The organism is Photobacterium sp. GB-56 (assembly GCF_003026105.1).
In the GTDB taxonomy this organism is placed as follows: Bacteria; Pseudomonadota; Gammaproteobacteria; order Enterobacterales; family Vibrionaceae; genus Photobacterium.
Map to the genome: position 1 here is coordinate 119,343 of NZ_PYNW01000002.1, position 19,800 is coordinate 139,142.

A 19,800-nucleotide genomic window follows, 5' to 3' on the forward strand; every position below is an offset into this window, starting at 1 on the left:
GCCGCTCTTAGGAGCGGCTTTTTTATTTTCAATAATACTGTCATGAATAAAAAGGTTTAAATAAATAGGTTTGTGACATGACCAGTAAATTACTTTTAGATTAAACGGCAAAGTCTAGAGAGATATAAAAAGTATCAAGTTGCGACATATTACGCTCTTTCCAAACACTTCTTGTATCATGAACTCTGTACCCCAATTCAGTATTAAAGTTCTTATTGATTCGATAATTAATCCCTGTTTGCGCGCCTAAAATAAGATCATCTTTGCTCGATTCTGCAATTTGTATTCCTGAGCTGGCTCCAATAAAGAAACGCCAATTCTTACTATTAGTTAGCGGTATAAAGTAATCATAAGAAGCGACAAAATTGTATGCATCCTTTTGAAATTCCAGGTAGCTGTATAGTCTATGATAATCGTTAAAGTTAGCACCGATCCTTACACTTGGATTAAATTCCCAACGATTATTGATACTACTGACACCGTCATTGATACCGACACCAATAAAGGCTTGTGGCTCTGAGGCCTGGGCAGACAGACTGGCAAATAAGCCAAATAATACAGGTGCAAATTTTAATTTCATTTATCCTCCAAATTGTTTCGTGGACAATACATTATTCTCTAAAGGGATGTTGTAGGTTTCTGTAAGATAATGTTAATGCGATGAATTTCAGAACAGTATTTAGATTGTTTAACTACTTGTTATTTCAGGTAACCTTGTAATCGTTCGCTTTTATCGTGTTATCTGGATTGATTCGGTAGTATTAAATATTCGTTTGACCTCAATATAACTTGAGGTTTTATCCTTGCATTATATCAATCTCGTTGGTGACGAAATTACAGAAATTAAAACAAGGAGAAAACAATGGAACAGTTTATTGATAAAGGGATGTTAGCGTTAGCCAATGTGGTGGAAGTTGACAGTACCGCATGGTTTCAAGGGCATACGGGGGCGGCATTATTGGCAGGTGATGCATTACTTAATGGCGGAGCACTCAACAATGTATCTACAAAGAGTTTACAAGCAATGTTAGTGCAGTTTACCGATGATAATCAGCATTTAATGAATCCATTATCCAATAGCCCTGAAACAACCGATTATAGTGAAGTTGTAAATGCTATAGCACTTAACGCGCAGCAATTATGTCATTCAGGTCATGGGATCATATATGGTGCATTATTTTTAAATGCTGTCGCTAATAATAACGTTGTTGTTACTCAGCGTATGGTTTCGAATATCGCTAAGCTAATTGTTAATTGTATGGATGATAATTGGGGACGTTATTACGGTTTAGCTGATTATCGTCAATATCAGCCATCCAGTTTATTAAATAAAGGTGAGATAGATATTCAGCAACATTGTGTTATTGCTGTTGAGCGAAGTACACAAGATATTTACCATAATAATGATGAGCATTTTTTCGCTGGCGATAAACTTCATGGTATTACTCATGCCCATGCAATATCTTTACTCGATAAACTGGGCCATAAAAAATTAGCGCAACAAGCGGCACAACAATCGCTTATTCAGTTAGAGCTTAATGATCGCAAACCCGAGTCAGGACTAAAAAAGGTAATACCCCAACATTTTGACTTATCAGATCCAAATATTTGGGGACATGACTTTAATGAGCACAAAATTAAGCTGGTACACAGTTATGTGGAATTATCGGCACAGAGTCATCAACCATTAGCGAAATTAGATAATTTATGGGGGGCAGTGGTGTAGCTTCATTGCTTTTACTTACACATTCCCCAACCACAATGTATTGGCCTAACTCTTGTTCAGAGCTATGATGTAATGCTTACGGATTAAAGAAAGGGATTGATTATGTTGTGGTTTTTAATGATTACGTTACCACTGATTTTGGTAGTAGCGCATGTGGTGTTACTGGCTACTAATCTTTATTCTTCAGTAAAACCTGCCTTGATTATTCCTGCCATTATTGTGGTGTACTGTGGGTATTCCATCATCAGTGTGTCCGATCGTGATGCATTACCTGCCATTGTGTTAGCGGCATATTATTTAGCGTTAACCATGTTTACACTGCGACGTACTTACCGTTGGTATCATCAATTGAGTTGAAAATACGACGTAGTAAAGTTGTTACTGTTATGATAATTATCACTTAAATATTTTTTTCTCTATGTTAACTTGCTTGCTCTATTTTGCTTGTAAATCTAAGGATGGAAGTTGACATGATTAAAATGAAGCACTTTTTGTTATTATTGGTAACGTTCTTTATTACTGGCTGTGTAAGTCCTATTCCCTTACATGAACAAGCGCCAGATACTAACTATAACGTTACGAAGAAAGTATTAATTTCTGTCAATGACCAACGTGAGCGAGTAAAAGAAGGCAAGCCAGAAGATTTTGTTGGTGTAGCTCATGCGACTTTTGGGATTCCCGTGGATTGGCATGTATCTCAAGTTTTAGCGACTGAAGAAGGCGATAAAGAGAAAACATTAGCAGATTTTCTTGAGCATCGAATTTTACATGGCTTACAAAAACAGGGTTGGAATGTTGAAGCTGTTAAGGTTCCTTCGGGTGCAAGTGATAGTGATATCATGGTGTTATTAGCTGATAATCAAGCAGATAAACTAATGCAATTAAACATTAATGAATGGTTTTTCAGTATTAATTTAAACTGGGTGTCTGCTTTTAATTTTGATACTGATACGTTAGTTAAAATTTATGAAGTAAATGATGGGCAGATCTTAGAAAAACAAATTGCAGGGCGTGATGTAATTGAAGAAAAAAGTGATGAGTCACCACAGAATAATGTACTTCGAGCCTACCGAGAGCAATTAGTTGAAATCTTCAGTGATCCTGAAGTGAAAAGTAAATTAACGGATTAATTTGCGAGTTAGATAGTTATGAAAAAGCACTGTTATCAGTGCTTTTTCTCTATTAACAGCATGTCGAACTATTCTCATTCTTTGAAACCTGTCACTTTAGTCATTGTATCCCTGTGTTACGTTCGGTGAGCGCAAATTGTGCTGACGATAAATACAAGATGGATGTAAAGATGACTGAGAAGAACCAACAACCACTTAATGACGCTTTGTTCTCTAACTTTATTCAAGGTTACTGGCGAATGGCTGAGTGGGGAATGACGGCGCAGCAGCGATTATCATTTATCAAGCAACATGTAGCACTTGGTGTAACGTCTGTTGATCATGCGCCTGTTTATGGCGCCTCAGCGTGTGAATCTTTATTTGGTGAAGCATTACAATTACAGCCAAGTATTCGTGATGAATTAACGATTATTTCTAAATGCGGCATCGTTGGCGGTAAAGAGGTCAACGGTACGTCGCAAGTGGCGTATTACGATAGCCGAGCAAGCCATATTCTTGCTTCAGTCGAGGGGTCTTTACAGCGTTTAGGTATCGAGCAACTGGATATATTGCTGATTCACCGTCCTGATCTATTAATGGATGCTGATGAGATCAATAGCGCTTTTGAGCAACTGCATCAGACGGGAAAAGTAAAACATTTTGGGGTGTCGAATTTCTCAAAAGATGAATTTTCATTGTTGCAATCTCGGGTAGAGTTTCCACTGATCACTAATCAAATTGAAATTAATCCATTACATACTGATGCGATTGAAGACGGTACATTAGCGCAGCTACAGCAGCATAGAGTACGACCAATGGCGTGGTCTTGCTTAGCTGGGGGTGATATTTATAACAGGACTTCAGAACAGGCTCATCGAGTACGTGAAACATTAAATGTATTAAAGCAAGAGCTCAATGCTGATTCTATTGATCAGGTGATTTATGCTTGGTTAATGCGTCTGCCTACACGTCCTGCTTTGCTATTGGGCACGGGTAAAATTGAGCGAGTGAAAACGGCAGTTGCTGCCGAGCAGTTACAATTAACTCATGAACAATGGTATCGCTTGTTAGAAGCGTCTAAAGGGCATGGTGTGGCGTAACCGTGTTATAAACAGAGAATAAAAAAGACCTCAATTGAGGTCTTTTTAAATAGTAACGTTATGCTTTAGGCTGGGTTATGAGAGTGATCTTCACCACCCGCACCTTTTAGCCACTCGTACAGATGGATGCGTAAGTCACCTAACTGATCAGGGCCAATAATCGCGAGGCCTAAATCTTGTGCTCGAACTAAATCGTGATGACGCAGGGGACGGAAACTGACAAGCATCGCACGTGCTTGTAAGCCACCTAATAAGTCACGTAGTGATTCTAGTTTGTAGAGTGTATCGTCACCATCATCACGCATACCTTTCGTCTTACATTCAATGATATGCAGCTTATTATTAACGATAGTTGCAACATCCAATTCATTACGTACCTCACGCTCACCAATTTTACGGTAAACCTGCACACCTAATGAGTGATCTTGAATTGTAGGCAGTTCATTTTGAATAGCGCGAACGGTGCTATGAACAAGGTTTTCTAACCATTCCCCATTTGCAAAACGGCGAGCTTCTTCGTGTTTAAAGGTTAAAACACCGTCATGGTACGTTGCTAAACCTGTTTCTTCTAAGTCTGATAGCAATGTGCCGAGCTCTTTGTAGCCTTGCTGTTTATCACTCAGCTCAACATGAAGAACTTGTTCTTTACGGCACGTGGTCGCGAGGTAATTCAAGGTTGCGAGGCCTGGACCTAATTCAAGTGCAGAACTTGCCCAGCGTTGACCTAACTCCCAAAGCTGATCGTTAAGTGATTCAGGCATAGGATTATCAGAAAGCTCGCAACGGGCACCGAAAATAGTTAAATAGTCGGTAATTTGGATCAGGTCTTGAACCTGTTGTTGCTCACGGTCAGCTGGGAACAACCAGCACATTTCATCACTGTAAGGTTCGATAACATAAATTGGCCAGTGATAAGAGCGGAAAACTTCGTAAGCAGAAAGAAGACGGTGACGTAAACCACAACTTGCGTTAAACCAAACTTCGCAGCCTGTTGCTTTAATATCTTCTGCGAGTTGATGAATCTCGCTTCTAATCAGCGTGATATTAATGCTGTCAGGGATCACAAAAAAATCAACATCTATGTTACGTGGCGTCAAAATAGACGCTAGGCGGTCATACTGTTCTCGCTGAAGCTCAGTACCAATAAATATCATTTTTGTAGCCGGAACGGCTTCATCTAGTAAAGGGGTGATCAAACGGACAGGGTCCTGATCGATAATACCAACATGAATAATCATAATAATCCTTAATGCGCCAAATTTGTTATGGGGCATATTATGTCTGCGCATTAATTAATAAGAAGTGAATCAAAGAGTGTACGCAACACTTATTATTAAGATATATGAGGATATTTAGGGTGAAATTCAAGGTGAAAATGGTGAGGGATTTTATATTTCACTATTAGATAGACATAAATGAGAGGTGTATTTTCATTATTGATAGTTAACAGACAAATACTTTTAAAATGATGATAGCGTCACCAAAATAGGTAACGCTACTAAACAGGGGGGGGAATTAGTGTGTTACAGGTGTTGGAAGTTGGGATGCTAATAGCCAAATGGCTAAAACAAAGAAGATCAAACCCATAAATTTATGCTGATTTGCACGGAATTTTTCACTTTTCAACAGTGATTTACCAAACGTGCCAACAGTGGTGACCAAGAATAAATTAAACAGTAAACCTAATACATTTAGTAACAAACCAAGCACTAACATTTGTTGGCCAGATGTTGCAGCAACGTGAGTCGAAACAAATTGAGGCAAGAATAGAACAAAGAAAATAAGTGCTTTTGGGTTAAGTAAATTAGTGAACACGGCACGACGGTATAGCGTTGCTGCCATTTTATTACTTTTAGTGAGCTCTTCCGGCGCATCGGCAGGTTGTGTTCGCATGCAGTCCCATCCCATCTTTAATAGATAAGCGCCACCAAGTAAGCGAAGAATTTGCAATGCTATAGGGTTAACGGCAATTAAGGCTGAGACACCTAAAGCTGCCAAAATAGTTAATAAAATACCCGATGTAGCATTACCTAAACTTGCAAAAATACCCACCTTGCGACCGTAACTGAGGCTTGAACTGGCAATCAGTAACATATCTGGCCCTGGAATTAATAATAAAGCGATAACAGCAGTGAGGTAGAGAGGTAATACATTTAAATCAATCATGGTTCTTTAACTAAATAGAGCAAGAGAGGATGTGTATTTTACCTACTGAGTAATATTAAATCATTCATTTTGTATCTTTATTGGTTTATATCTCTGTAATGTTATTACTTTGTGATTGTTATGTTCTGTACTTTGTAGTTTGTTTTAATGCTTTGTTTCTTGGGGCAAGGTGAAAAATACACAACATTCTTATATTTAAGACGCCCAGACGTGCCGAAATTTATACCGTTGATTAATACTTAAGGCATCCTTTTTACTGAGGGGAAGGAGCTGTGTTTAAGATTTATGTGGATCAAGCCATTGTCGTTGAACAAGTAAAAGGGCAGGTGTTTGTTCTTATGCCGGTAGGGGAATATTTTCCTGTTAAGGTAGGTGATGATCTTGCGATAGGAACAACGTTACTTTTTACTGATCGTAGTGAAGTGTTAGTGCATGTCGATGGTACGAATATATGGCTTAATCAACATTGTAAGGCATGCCTTTCTAATAATAAATTGGTTCATTTGCCCTTACCTGAATTGGATTTAGAGCCCAGTATTGCAGCTTTACAAGCAGCAATATTATCAGGTGAAGATCCGACTAAAATTCAAAAAGCAACAGCGGCTGGTATTACAACGGCTGGTATTAAGGATATTAGTTCATCAATTACTGATGGCTTAGTTATTCTTTATGACAATGACCAATTACTTGCAACCGCGGGTTTTAACACTGCATATAATCCAGAAATTAGACGACAAGACGATATCTCGCTTCCTATTTTATCGCCAGACGGTGGTGAATTTTATAATGATGTTTACTTTGTTGAAGGCGATCTGGTTCCTATTACTTATCCCGTTTCTGCTAGTGGTAGCGTTTCAGTTGAAGCTGCCACACTGCCACTTGATAGCAACACGGTAGCCTTCGATAGTTTACAAATTGATAGTTTACTCGCCACGATGAATCGTGAATTATCATCTAACGATCGCCCCATTATTTTTAGTTACGATATTGAAACGAATCAAATCATTGGTCGAAGTGATAAAGGCATTAGCCGTAGCGATGAAAGCATTGTTTTAACCATTGGATTAAGTGCTGAATTATTCAATGGTCGAGATGCTAATGTGATAATGACAGTGACACAGTTTCTTCCTTTAGATCATTTTGCAGGGGAATCTAACCGTGCACCGATTGTGATTAACGGAGAACAAATCCGCCTATCGCTTCCTGTTCAAATTGCAGATACCAACGGTAATCTAACCCAAACCCCAATTAATTTTTTAGCCGTGATAGAAGATGGAAAAATTCCTGGTTTAGGCATTGATAACGGCACTGAATTTACAGAACAAGATAGTGATATTACTACGCCACAAAGTGTTACTGGTGATATTCCTGTTTTTATCGGAAGTGATGAAATTGGTGTAATGACATTCGCCGAGCAGCAACCGTCATTGATTGGACTATTAAGTAATGACGTAGCAACAAGCTTTGCAGTACTAGGGAATAAAATCACAGTAATCAGAGTTGATGATCAGTCACCGGTTTTAGCAATAGAAGTCAGTACTAATGGTCAATATCGTGTGACTCAATATCAAGCACTCAATCAAGATAACGCGCTAGATCAAACACAATTATCCTTATTATTAACGACGACGGATCGAGATGGTGATATCAGTAATGAGGGTGAATTAGTCATTAAGATTAATGATGGTGTTGATCCTGTTTTAGGCATTGATAGCGGTACTACGATCATTGAACAAGACAAAGATATTGCTACGCCCCAAACCGTTTTAGGCAGCATTCCTATCAACGTGGGAAGTGATCAAATCAAGGCGATGTTTTTTGAACCTCAACAGCCTACCCTTGATGGGTTATTGAGTAATAGTAAACCGACTGTCTATCGCATTGAAGGTAATAAAATCATCTTGCAGTTGGCAGATGCACCACAGACTGAAGTATTAACGATTGAGATTAATACGTCTGGCGAGTATAGCGTTACCCAGTATCAGGCACTAAACCAACCTGTTAAAACGAATATAGATAAACTGACTTTAGGCGTTATTGCGATTGATACCGATGGCGATAAAAGTAATGTCGGTGAATTAAATATTACCATTGTTGATGGCCCAGATCCCATTTTAGGTAAGGATATTGCTACTAGTTTTATTGAAACCATGTCACCACAAACCTTTACCGGACAAATTACGGTCGATGTGGGTAGTGATGATATTGCTAGTGCAACTTTCAACCTCGAACAAACCACACTAAACGGTCTAACCAGCAATGGACAAGCAACGAATTATAGTACTGTTGGTAACAAGTTGGAGTTGTTTGTTCCTGCGCAAGGATCATCACCAAAACAACCCGTATTAACTGTGGTATTTGAAATTGATGGTCGTTACACAATAGAACAAAGCCAACCACTAGATCAGAATTTTACGACTAATGTAAATAATCTCGCTCTTGCTGTTATGGTCACGGATGCTGATGGTGATAACAGTAACGTAGGACAACTCATTATTAATATCACTGATGGTGAAAACCCAACAGGCGCGGGCATTACAGCACAAGTAAGTTTAACTGAAGGGGATCTGTCTCCTAAAAATATCGCTGATGCCTACCCTGTTGATGCTTCAAGCTCGTTTACTATCCCTGCGGTGAATGATGATTTGGTTGCGTCAAGTTTGAATATATCATCACGTGTACAAACACAATTAATCAGTGAGTTAGAGCAGCTCACGGCGACTGGATTAGCCCTACGTTTTACTCTTACAACCAGTAGCGTTGGCCTTGTTACGCTTATAGGGAAAGACAGTATTAATGCGGATGTGTTAATTGTTACTTTTTCACCAACTCAAGACAGCCATAACGTTACTGTCACTATGGATGTCGAGCAGTTAAAGCCGTTAGATCATGATCCAACGGTGTATTCAGGGGGAGAGTATGTCTCTCTTACAAGTAACGGGATAAATATTCGCTTACCACTAGAAATGCATGATAGCGATTTTGATCCTTTAGTCGAACCTGTGAATGCGTTAGTGATATTAGAAGACGGTAAAGCCCCCGTTATCGAAAGCCAAATCAAAACATGGACGGAAGCTTTCTCAGGTACCGTGGCAGAGCCACAATCTATTTCGGGGCAATTAGAGTTTGATGTAAATAGTGATGTGATCAAACAGGTTGTCATTGGTGATATTACAACAGCTTTTGCTGGCTTAACCAGTGATAGTATCGCGCTTGATGCGAAATTTGATGATGGCAAATCCAATCAAATAATGGTGTTTTTAACTGGCACGACAACCCCAGTTTTATCGCTGTCTATAGCCACTGACGGGTACTATAACATCACGCAATATTTACCGATTGATCAACCTGTCACACCTAATACCAATACGATTAGTCTGCCATTTCATGTGGTGGATTTTGATAACGACAGCAGCAATGATGCAACGTTAACTTTAGTGATTACCGATGGTCAAAATCCGACTGGTACGAATATTACTCTTGAAACGGTTGAAGGAGATCTCGCTTTACCTATCCGTGAACCGTCAACTTCGTTATACCCGGTTGAAAGTGAAAAAACCTTATCAATCATTGCGGCAAATGACAGTTTAGTTGCGACGTCATTGGTGATATTACCCGATGTATTAACGGCATTAATCACGGAGTTATCGAGTTTAACGTCATCTGACCAAGCACTAGAAATCAGCCACATCGCAGATCCTATCACTGCGGCGCAAACCATCACCGCAATAGATTCAGTTACTAAGCAAGATGTTTTTATCATCACCCTGACGCCAGCACAAATGGGGCGTGATGTTGATGTGAAAATAGCATGGCAGCAATTACTGCCGCTTGATCATCAAATTGATAGTAGTGGAACATACGTCTTACTCAATAATGATAAGCTTGCTATCGACATCCCATTGATGATGAATGACGGGGATGACGATCCGTTTTCTCAACCCGCCATCGTCACTATCAGCGTTGAAGATGGTGCCGATCCGCTATTTGAAATCGATACTGGAACAACGATAACCGATCCTAAAAAAGGCGCGGTAGCAACAGTGGCAGAAGGTGAAATAGGCTTAGAACTCGGTAGTGATGAGATTAAAACACTCACTTTTGATAGTACGCAAACAGGATTAATCGGTTGGTTAAGTAATAGCGCACCTACCTACGTGGAAGTGCTCGGTAATGAGCTAAATATACGTTTATCTAGCGATGATTCAGTGGTACTGAATGTTGTTATTGAGCTTGATGGTAAATATACCGTCACTCAGCATTTACCTTTAAATCAACCCATCGTATCAAACGAAGATCGCTTAACGTTAGCCGTTACCGCGCAAGATTATGATGGTGATAAAGCGCAAGGTGAGTTGCTTATTATCGTTAAAGACGGTGTTGATCCTGTGTTAGGCACAGATACCGGCACTGATTATACCGAGATCATGACAACCCAAATAGAGCAGGGGCACATTCCTGTTGATGTCGGCAGTGATGATATTGCTAATGCTTATTTTGCTATTGAACAACCTAGCTTGGCTGGCTTAACCAGTAATGCCGAAGCAACAGACTATCGCTTTAACGGAAATGTTTTACAGCTTTATGTTCCGGCTATTGGCAGTACACCTGAGCAAAATGTATTAACCATAACCTTGGATATAAATGGAAGTTATACCGTCGAGCAAAATAGACCTTTAGATCAGAACTTTACAACCAACGTTAATAATCTCGCTCTTGACGTTTTTGTCGTCGATAAAGATGGTGACGACAGTAATATTGGCCAGCTGATTGTCGATATTAATGATGGTGAGAACCCTACTGGTCAAGGTGTCATTGCAGAACTCGATATTATCGAGGGAGATTTAAACCCACCTGTGGGTGGGCAAGGTTATCCTGTTTCATCATCAAGTAATTTTGTTGTTACTGCTGTTAATGATGCTTTGGTTGCTAGTAGTTTAAATTTAACTGATGCCGTGTTTTTTAAATTAGGGGCAGAGCTGCTCAAGCTTACGACAGGTGGAAAAGGCGTTAGATTTGATATCACTAATGCACTGAGTGGTTTAATGACTTTAGAAGTAAAAGAAGCATCAAATAGCGCTGAGGTATTTGAGTTAGTGCTCACACCGATTCAACAAGATGATGATGTCAAAGTAGAAATGACCTTAACTCAATTTCAACCTTTAGATCATGATCCTTCTCATTTTGTCAGTGGAGAATATATTTCATTAGATGACGGAAAAATTGACATTACCATTCCGATCATTATGCATGATACTGACTTTGATCAATTAGTGGATCCTGTTGAGGTAAAGCTGGTTTTTGAAGATGGTGTTATCCCTATTATTAATGAGAAATCCATAACATGGACTGAAGGGTTTGATGGTGCTATTACAGCGCCTCAAGAGGTAACGGGAAGTTTAGTCTATGGCAGTCATAGTGATGAAATAAAACAGGTTCAGTTTATCGAACCAAGTCAGGCGTTTACAGGGATAACCAGTAATGGCACAGCATTAGAAGTGGTATTTGATCCGTCCATACCGAATCAATTTGATGTTCAGTTAGCAGGAACATCAACCCAAGTGTTAAGTATCGCTATAGATCCTGATGGGCAATATACGATTCAGCAATATTTGCCGATTGATCAGCCGCTATTGCCGAATCAAAATGTGGTGAATCTTGATGTTCAATTGATGGATTTTGATGGTGATAAAAGTAATGTTGCGAATCTGCAATTAATCATCAAAGATGGGCTCGATCCTAATGGAATTAATGCTGAATTTAACGTGGTTGAAGGTGACTTAGTCCCACCGACTATTGGGCCATCAACATCGGGAAACCCTGTTACTACAAGCAATACCACAATCATTCCTGCAACTAACGATATATTACTGGCCGATAGTGTATTACTGAGTAGTGACAATATCACGGCAATCAAAACGGCGTTAGAGCAAGTCACATCACAAGGTGATAATACACTTGCTACTATTATCCAAGATCCCACCAGCAAGATCATTTCAATTACGCTTAGTAAAGATAATCTTGCCCAAGACACCGTTTTTGAGCTGACTATTACACCGAGTCAAAATGGCCGAAATGTTGAATTACAATCGCAATTAGTTGAATCATTACCCATTGATCACCTTAACGGAGTACTGACAGCAGGGATAGTTACGATGACCCAAGCTAATTTAGCGATGGGAATTCCGCTCCAGATGCATGATGCTGATGATGATCCATTATTAAATCCTGCAATATTTACCGTGAATATTGCAGACGGTGATTTACCCAGTTTTGGTATTGATGCTGGAACTGAATTTACTGAAATTGATAGCGATAGCGGAAAAATAGCAACCAACATTGGTAGTGATGAGATCATCCACATTGATTTAACAGCGGTTCAGCCAAATTTAACTAGTTTAACGAGTAATGGTTACGCAACGGAATATAGCGTAGTTGGTAATACGGTTACTGTGGTAAGGCAAGATGATCCTACGCTTGAAGTATTAACTATTGAATTACTACAAAGTGGTGATTACAACGTCGTACAATCACAGCCGTTAGATCAGTCTGAAACCACCAATAAATTAGAGATTACCTTAGCTGTCACTGCAACCGATCAAGATTTAGATGTAAGTCCAACCGATGGTGAAATTAATATCACTATTATTGATGGACTCGATCCTACAGGTAATTTTAGCGGCATAACTGATTTAAGTGTGATTGAAGGTGATATTAGTGCCCCGACAGGTTCGCTTACTGGCTATCCAGTTTCTGATTCGACAACCTTTACATTAACCGCAGGCGTGGATCGTTTAGACCCCGATAAAGTTGGTTTTAGTGCTAATTATCTTACTGATTTACTGACAGAATTACGTGCAGAAATCACAGCATTGGGTGGACAGACACTCGATTATAATTTTGATCCTAGTACCCATGTTTTAACGGCTTCGTATAACAGCCAGACTTATTTCACACTAACCTTATCAGCCGTTAATGTCTTGAATTCTAAAGATGCTGATGTGACGGTAACGTATGAGCAATTCTTACCACTTGATCACAATAGTGGAGGAAATAGTAGTGGCTATATCAATGTTTCAGGTGCTCTCATTAGTATTGATCTCGAAGTCCAAATCCAAGATACCGATGGTGATTATTTAGAAACCCCAGTGGCCGTTACGCTTAATATCAGTGATGGGTTTGATCCGGTAATTATTAATACACAAGATATCACTGTTGAAGAAAGTGATATTCGTGCCGGTGGCCCTCATCATCAAGGCTCAACACCTGATGAAGATGGGGACCGCGCAACAGGCACATTAACGATTGATGAAGGCAGTGATTTAGTTCATCAGTACCGTTTAGATACCACGCAATTTACCACTTTAAATTCAACCTTAACAAGCCAAGGACAGGCGGTTACCTTATTTGAGCATTCTGTCGGAACGTACTCAGCATTTGCTGATTCTCGTACGATTTTTACTGTGGCATTTACGGCGGCGGGTGAATATACCGTAAACCTCTTTGGTGCAATTGATCACCCCGATCCCGGTAAAGACAGTAAAGATGTTTTTTTACCTGTGATTGCGATTGATGATGATGGTGATGAAAGTACATTTTCAACCATTAAGCTAACCATTGTTGATGATATTGCCGATGGTCGAAATATCATTATTCAAGCTGATGAAGGACAAGCAAATGTCGTTGGAGAGTCGTTACTGACACAAGCATTAGAAGGTGCAGATGGTGCGACTGTAGTGAGTGTTGTTGATCTTGCAGTAGAGCAACCATTAGTGGGTAACGGTTTTACGGTTATTCCAATTCATCAAGGAGGAGATACCATTTCTCCTGGCCAGCTATTAGGCGAGTTATCGATTAAGCCTAATGGTGAGGTTTCGTTCTCGGCAGCCACTGAAATAACACAAACTGAAGAGGTACTGGAATATACGTTTAACTATCGGGTCACAGATGGTGATGATGATACTGAATTACGGACGATTACATTACAAATTGATGATCAAGAAGCCAAGATCATTATCGAGCCCGATCCGATTGTCACTTATGAAGATGTAGGACGAGTCGAAGATCCTGATGAAACGATCATTGCTCCACCAAGTGGGGCGCCTGTATCACTTAAAATTGATATTGGTGATGATGATCGCGGTGAGTTTTTACAACAAGTATTGATCACGATTCCGACAGAGGTACACGGTTCATTTTATTTAAACGGTACCGCACTTGCGACCAGTGGAGATGGGTTATCTTACGTTGTGCCTGTCGGCGATTTCACCACGACAGATAATATAGTACACGAGTTAGTGGGACTCACTTTTATTCCCGATGCTGATTTCTCTACGGCAAATGGCAATTTAGTGTTTGAAGTTAAAGCGCAAGTTGGTGTGACTAGTGGTGCTCCATTGCCTGAAGCGATCACGTCGTTTGAAATTATTGTGGAAGGGATTGCTGATATCCCAACGTGGGATGATACTCAAACGCAAGTACATTACACCATTGATGAAGATTCAACAGGTGTTGATTTGCAGCTTAAAGCCGATCTTAATGATATCGATGGCTCTGAAACATTATCTTATATTATTACGCTAGAGCCAGATGCTGGTGGCAAGATCAATGGTGAGTTGAAAGGAAATAATCTTGTTGATCTTGGTGGTGATCAATATCAAGTATCAGCGGCAGATGTGGGGAGTTTATCTGTCACACCGACAGCGAATTACAGTGGTGACATAAAACTCACGGCCGTGGCGCAAAGTAAAGAAGACGTGGTTTTTGTGACGGGCAAGCAAACCGCTGATTCTGTTGAGCGTGAGATCATTATTAATGTTGAACCTGTTGCTGATGAAACCACATTAAAAGTTACCCGAATTAGTTCTGATGAAGATGTGTTAATTAATCTAAGCGATCACGTGACGTTAACAGAAACTGTAGATAAGGACGGCTCAGAAATAGAATGTGTTCGTTTTTCTAATTTACCCGTGGGGGCACAAATACTACTCAATGGCGCTGTTGTAGTTGAAAGCCCGTCAGGCTCCGGTGTGTATGAGGTTAACTATGCAGATATTGCTAATGTTCAGCTAAAACCAACACCTGAAAGCAATGTTGATTTTGAAATTACAGTGCAAGGTGTTGTGAAAGATAGCGCGAGTTTTACCAATAGCAGTAATGTCGTGGTTAATGCTAATGATGAATATGTCACGGCAACGCAACAGCTTGAAGTAAGCTTAAAAGGCGTGGCTGACGTACCGATATTTGATATCGATATTGATAGTAATGGTAATGGTGTGTTAGATGTCGGTGAGTGGGCTTATATCAACAACGATCCGACACAAGGTATTGAAACCTTAATAGATGAAGACAGTTCAGTCATTTCTGGAATCAGTATTATTAGTGGTGAAACGCCTTTAAAGCAATTAGATGATAACTCTGAAACGTTAAGTGTAGTGTTATCGGGTATTCCCGCAGGGGTCACATTAAAAGACGCTGAAGGTAATGATCAAAGTTTAGTGTTTACTGGTTATGATACTGAAGGTAAGCCTGTTTATGAGATTGAACTTTCGTCATTAAAAAATATTGAAATAATACCACCATTAAACAGTACTCAAGATATTGAACTAGAAGCTAAAATATTAGTCACTGAAAATGATGGTGATGTACATAGTTTTGATCGAAAAATTCTGATCAATATTCAGCCAGTTATTGATGCAGATAATTACACCTTAGTCAGTGATAACAATATATTAGAAGATCAAAATAATACGGTGCAATGGCGACCAACTGCAGCACAAGGATTTACTGATAGCAGCGAAACGATTACTCAGATACGTTTTGGTGGTATTCCTTCCGATTACACCTTATTGATTGATGGCATCCCTTTAACATTGGTCGCTGGAGAGATCACATTAACGGATAGTCAACGTGATGAGTTACTTGCTGGTAAACCATTACAACTTCGCGCGCCTCAAAATTCTGATCGTGATTTAACCTTTCAATCTTATTTAACGGTAGCGCAGACGGATAGTGATGGTGAAAATACTGCGATTAAAGAAATCACAGGACAGCTCGTTGTTGATATTCAAGCCGTGGTTGAACCTGATGGTATTCTTGCTGTTCGAGATTCAAGTGACGCGGTCTTAACCATGTTAACCAGTACCACAGGTGGCGTGATTGATCTATCAACAGATGCAGCATCGCTTGGACGTGTCTCCTTTACAGGAGAGAATACCCCAGTTGCTATTGATCATAGTGATGAAGTGATACGGCGTATTGTGGTGAAGTTTCCTCAATCAGTAGCAGAGCCTGGTGATTTTGTTGTGATAGGTGGTATCAGTGATGGAGCTGGGGCATGGACAATACCTGAATCGCAACTCGATAACTTGAAAATCACCGCACCAACGGGCTTTAACTCCACTATCGATATTACCATTAGCGCTGAAGTACAAGATTTAGGTGATAACGGTGAAGGTGATGTCAGTGCACTTGTGCCATTTACCACACCCATCACATTAGATTTTACCCCGAATACCAGCATGATCACTGAGCTTGCAGGGGATATTGTTTTCAATCCTGACGTGGTAACTGGCACTGAAGATAATGTCATTAATCTTGGTGACCAAATTGAAGATAATATCGTTATTGGCTCTGTTAATGGCGAACAAAATCATGACTCAGTGACGATTGTAATTAAAGCGGCGGATCTGCCTAGCGGGGTTACCATCTTAGGGACTAATTTTGACTTCATCGATGGTGAATACGTCATGATAGTACCTGTCGATGGGGCAGGAAAAGTTGATGTAAGTGGTATCTCATTAAATCCTGCAACCGACTTCGCGGGTGATTTTCAATTTGATCTTCACATTGTCAACACCGATACCACCAGTGGTAATACTAAAAATCTGATTAAGCCCGTTACAGTTCGTATAGAGCCTGTAGTTGATGTCCCACCTCATGGCGATCCGACGTTATCACTGGAAGTACTGCGCACAGAGAAACTCGGTGATGACGATCAACCGATTACCAATACAGGTAAGCCTGAAGTCATTAAAAATAATCATGCCTATGAAGATGGCTCGGTTATTTTAGGAATATCAGCGTCGTTAAAAGATATCAGTACCTCATTGACATCAGGGCTTGAAAGCCTAAAACAAGTCGAGTTAACCGTCGATGCTAGCCAAGGTTCCTTCATTCAAGCAGATGGAACGGCAGTACAAACGATCACCGTTAATAAAACGGAATTGGATAATATTCCATTTCAACCGGTAAAAGATTTTAGCGGTAATGTATCAATATCAGCGGTTGCTACCGTTGAAGATGATGTGACCTATACCTTAACGACACCAGCAACCGCGCAAGCGACAGGTACGTTTACTGCAACAGTCGATTTTGATGTGATCCCAGTCGATGACCCGGTCAAATTTACAGGTGTTGATACCACCATTAAAGGTAATGAAGATCAGGCGGGTGGTATCAGCCTTGGTAGCATCAGTTTTGATGTCGGAGATACTGATGGCTCAGAGCAAATTATTTCAGCCAAGATCACCAACGTACCTGATGGCTTTGTCTTAACAGGGCCTGTAGGTAATTTAGGGAATGGCGAGTGGAGTGTTACGTTACCTGTCGGTATGCAAACAGGCAGTCTTACTGGGGTTAATATTGTACCTGCTGAAAATTACAGTGGTACATTAGCATTGGGAGTGTTGGTCTTTACCAAAGAGGATTTATTGGATGATATTGCACAAAATACCGCAACCATAAATGTTGATATTCTACCTGTAGGCGACAAAATTGATTCTGATGTAACAACCTCTTATACAGGACAAGAAGATCAGCCTATTACACTGACACTCGATTTAGCAGTAAGAGATAATACGGATAGTATTGTACCGTCACATTCAAATGCAACAGAAAATGCCCCAGAAAAATTGCATGTAGTCGTCACTGATGTGCCTGATTCCAGTCTTTTTGATGCACCAGTCGGCGGCAGTGCAGAAAAGCAACCTGATGGCTCATGGATTATTATTTCAGGTGGTACAACGTTAGATACTTTGGTGTTTCACCCCGGTGATGCGAACGGTAATTTCACCATGAACTTTGACATGCGCTCATCTGATAATGGTGTGCTTGCGACCAATAGTCTTGCTGTGATTCAAACCCTGTCATTTGATGTAGCTGCCGTCAATGATGCGCCAGTAAATACGTTGCCTGCTGGTATTAGTGCCGAAGAGGATATAGGCGTTATTATTTCGGGGATCAGTGTAAAAGATGTCGATGCAACGGAAGATAATGGCAATATGACAGTTAACTTATCAGTTGTTCATGGTGCATTGAATGTATTGAGTACCACAGGGGTCACGGTTGATAACAACAATACATCGGATGTTATGTTAACGGGTAAATTAGATGACCTTAATGCAGCATTAGCAGCTGGAATCCATTATCAAAGCGATCCTAACTTTTACGGCGATGATACGTTAAGTATGTTAACCAACGATAACGGTAATTCAGGCTCGGGAGGGGCTAAAACAGACAGTACCCAAACCAGTATTACTGTTGCGCCCAAACCGGATGTACCGATTATTGAGCTTGATAGGCCGCAAACAGCCTCTATTCATACCGTACTTGGAACCATGCTGCCATTAATTGGCATTATGGCGTCGGTGGTTAACCCCGCACCTAATGAACTTTCAATTGTGGTGAGTGGCTTAAATGATGGCGATCTTGTTGATAGTAATGGCACAATCGTTGGCGATCTAATGGCAGCTGGCACCTATCGTGTGCCAGTTAGCCAATTAGATGATTTGTATCTCACTGGGTTATCAACGGGCAGCACCAGTTTAATTGTTGAAGCAGAATCGACCATCGACAGTAATAGTGTTTTATCAGCAACCTCTATTACACTTAATATCAATGTTGGTGAAGATACAACAACTGAGATTGATGCCAGCATTTCACCTAGTGGTAGCGGTGAATTGATTGTTGATGATGATCAAGACCGAACGCTTATCGGCAGTGATGATGATGATATATTTTATGCTGGTGGCGGTAATGATATTTTAACTGGTAATGCAGGGGATGATTTGTTCATCTGGGAGCTGGATAATATTGATGGCAGTATCGATGTCATCACCGACTTTGCATTAGGTGAAGATAAAATAGACTTAACGGATGTACTGGATGATAGTGCTGGTGATGGGTTAAAACTCGACGATTTATTAGCAGGTATTAGTGCTGATGCTTCAAGTGGCAAACTAGAATTGATGATCACCGCATCTAACAGCAATACGCAAACCATCACCTTAGATAATATTCAAGCTGCCGATCTTGGTTTAGCGAGCTCAGCATCAAGTACTCAATTGGTGACGGAATTGTTTAACCAATCAGGGTTTACCACAACCTAAAAGCTAAGCCTATTTTCTTATCTCAAAAAAGAAAAAGACCACTATAACGAGTGATCCTTTTTGAAATTCAATAACAAATAGACGTTTTATGCTTTATTGCTGTGAAAATGAAAACGCTTATGAAAATATTCTTTTAGGTGTTCTTCCATTTCATGTACTTTTGCATCAATCGCATCACACAAGACTTTATCGTTATTCATGGCATTAATACGATCAGTTACCATTGCTTCAATCGCTTCTTTTTGCGCATCTGTTAGTTCTACTGGGTTTGCATTTGTCATTATTTTTTATCCTAGTTATAGCTCGATAGA

The 19,800-nt window shown here is 40.0% G+C and carries 9 protein-coding genes; 5 read left to right on the top strand and 4 right to left on the bottom strand.

Annotated elements, in window-relative coordinates; translation table 11 throughout:
• Positions 1 to 100: 100 nt before the first annotated feature.
• On the bottom strand, positions 101 to 580 hold the full coding sequence (locus C9J42_RS03315; RefSeq protein ID WP_107259643.1) for an outer membrane beta-barrel protein: 480 nt from the start codon (positions 578 to 580) through the stop codon (positions 101 to 103).
• Between the two features lie 282 nt (positions 581 to 862).
• On the opposite strand from C9J42_RS03315, the gene C9J42_RS03320 reads away from it, so the two are divergent.
• The 4 genes from C9J42_RS03320 (at position 863) to C9J42_RS03335 (ending at position 3,935) form a co-directional block, all read left to right on the top strand.
• Positions 863 to 1,726, top strand: coding sequence for a hypothetical protein (locus tag C9J42_RS03320; RefSeq protein ID WP_107294244.1), 864 nt, complete (start codon positions 863 to 865; stop codon positions 1,724 to 1,726).
• 102 nt (positions 1,727 to 1,828) lie between these two features.
• A complete protein-coding gene (locus C9J42_RS03325; RefSeq protein ID WP_107206224.1) occupies positions 1,829 to 2,083 on the top strand; it encodes a hypothetical protein in 255 nt (84 codons plus the stop codon).
• 113 nt (positions 2,084 to 2,196) lie between these two features.
• Positions 2,197 to 2,856, top strand: a complete 660-nt coding sequence (locus C9J42_RS03330; RefSeq protein WP_107206225.1) for a hypothetical protein — start codon at positions 2,197 to 2,199, stop codon at positions 2,854 to 2,856.
• 170 nt (positions 2,857 to 3,026) lie between these two features.
• Positions 3,027 to 3,935: an aldo/keto reductase family oxidoreductase gene (locus C9J42_RS03335; RefSeq protein WP_107206226.1), complete on the top strand. Its 909-nt coding sequence runs from the start codon at positions 3,027 to 3,029 to the stop codon at positions 3,933 to 3,935.
• 65 nt (positions 3,936 to 4,000) lie between these two features.
• On the opposite strand, the gene C9J42_RS03340 is transcribed toward C9J42_RS03335, so the two are convergent.
• Both C9J42_RS03340 and C9J42_RS03345 read right to left on the bottom strand, forming a co-directional pair.
• On the bottom strand, positions 4,001 to 5,173 hold the full coding sequence (locus C9J42_RS03340) for a Card1-like endonuclease domain-containing protein (RefSeq protein WP_107301651.1): 1,173 nt from the start codon (positions 5,171 to 5,173) through the stop codon (positions 4,001 to 4,003).
• 277 nt (positions 5,174 to 5,450) lie between these two features.
• Positions 5,451 to 6,101: a LysE family translocator gene (locus tag C9J42_RS03345; RefSeq protein ID WP_107206228.1), complete on the bottom strand. Its 651-nt coding sequence runs from the start codon at positions 6,099 to 6,101 to the stop codon at positions 5,451 to 5,453.
• A 272-nt stretch (positions 6,102 to 6,373) separates the two neighbouring features.
• Here C9J42_RS03345 and C9J42_RS03350 point away from each other — a divergent pair, with 272 nt between their 5' ends.
• On the top strand, positions 6,374 to 19,489 hold the full coding sequence (locus C9J42_RS03350; RefSeq protein WP_146144295.1) for a retention module-containing protein: 13,116 nt from the start codon (positions 6,374 to 6,376) through the stop codon (positions 19,487 to 19,489).
• A gap of 86 nt (positions 19,490 to 19,575) precedes the next feature.
• Here C9J42_RS03350 and C9J42_RS03355 read toward each other — a convergent pair whose 3' ends face one another.
• A complete protein-coding gene (locus C9J42_RS03355) occupies positions 19,576 to 19,770 on the bottom strand; it encodes a hypothetical protein (protein ID WP_107206230.1) in 195 nt (64 codons plus the stop codon).
• Positions 19,771 to 19,800: the final 30 nt, after the last annotated feature.

Bases quoted from the DNA above. Each gene is read 5' to 3' on its own strand.
- C9J42_RS03330 (WP_107206225.1), top strand. From the start codon at position 2,197: ATGATTAAAATGAAGCACTTTTTGTTATTATTGGTAACGTTCTTTATT.
- C9J42_RS03355 (WP_107206230.1), bottom strand. From the start codon at position 19,770: ATGACAAATGCAAACCCAGTAGAACTAACAGATGCGCAAAAAGAAGCG.
- C9J42_RS03315 (WP_107259643.1), bottom strand. From the start codon at position 580: ATGAAATTAAAATTTGCACCTGTATTATTTGGCTTATTTGCCAGTCTG.
- C9J42_RS03335 (WP_107206226.1), top strand. From the start codon at position 3,027: ATGACTGAGAAGAACCAACAACCACTTAATGACGCTTTGTTCTCTAAC.
- C9J42_RS03325 (WP_107206224.1), top strand. From the start codon at position 1,829: ATGTTGTGGTTTTTAATGATTACGTTACCACTGATTTTGGTAGTAGCG.
- C9J42_RS03320 (WP_107294244.1), top strand. From the start codon at position 863: ATGGAACAGTTTATTGATAAAGGGATGTTAGCGTTAGCCAATGTGGTG.
- C9J42_RS03340 (WP_107301651.1), bottom strand. From the start codon at position 5,173: ATGATTATTCATGTTGGTATTATCGATCAGGACCCTGTCCGTTTGATC.
- C9J42_RS03345 (WP_107206228.1), bottom strand. From the start codon at position 6,101: ATGATTGATTTAAATGTATTACCTCTCTACCTCACTGCTGTTATCGCT.